Source organism: Mesorhizobium sp. M2E.F.Ca.ET.209.01.1.1, assembly GCF_004010375.2.
In the GTDB taxonomy this organism is placed as follows: domain Bacteria; phylum Pseudomonadota; class Alphaproteobacteria; order Rhizobiales; family Rhizobiaceae; genus Mesorhizobium.
The window spans coordinates 1-352 of record NZ_SADP02000535.1 but is presented as its reverse complement, the minus strand read 5'-3'; the positions used below and the strand labels follow the sequence as shown (position 1 = coordinate 352).

The following is a 352-nucleotide window of genomic DNA, read 5'->3' as shown; positions in this document are numbered from 1 at the left end:
GCAACTTCTTGCGACCTCGGCATGCCTCGCAATCATCGGCCTTGCGATCGTGGCATTCGCCGATCTGGCGGTAATGGCGCTATCCGGTTTTGCCTTGCTCGGCGTCGGGGTAGCCAATATCTTCCCCACATTGTTGAGCATGGCAGGAAGGCGCGGCGACGCATCCGGCATCGTGGTCGTGTTCGCGACCGGGTACATAATTGCGCTGGCCGCCGCGCCCAGCTTCGGGACCCTGGCCGAGGCAACTTCCCTGGCCAACATTTACCTGCTGCTGGCAGCCATGTTTCTGTTGGCTGGAACCGCTTCAATTCGTGTCGCCAACCGATTCTGAATGCGGATTTGTTCAGCCGCC

The 352-nt window shown here is 60.2% G+C and carries 1 pseudogene; it reads left to right on the top strand.

What is annotated here, in order from left to right:
- Window positions 1-331: pseudogene (locus EN852_RS41355) on the top strand (hypothetical protein); the annotation flags it as partial.
- Window positions 332-352 lie beyond the last annotated feature (21 nt).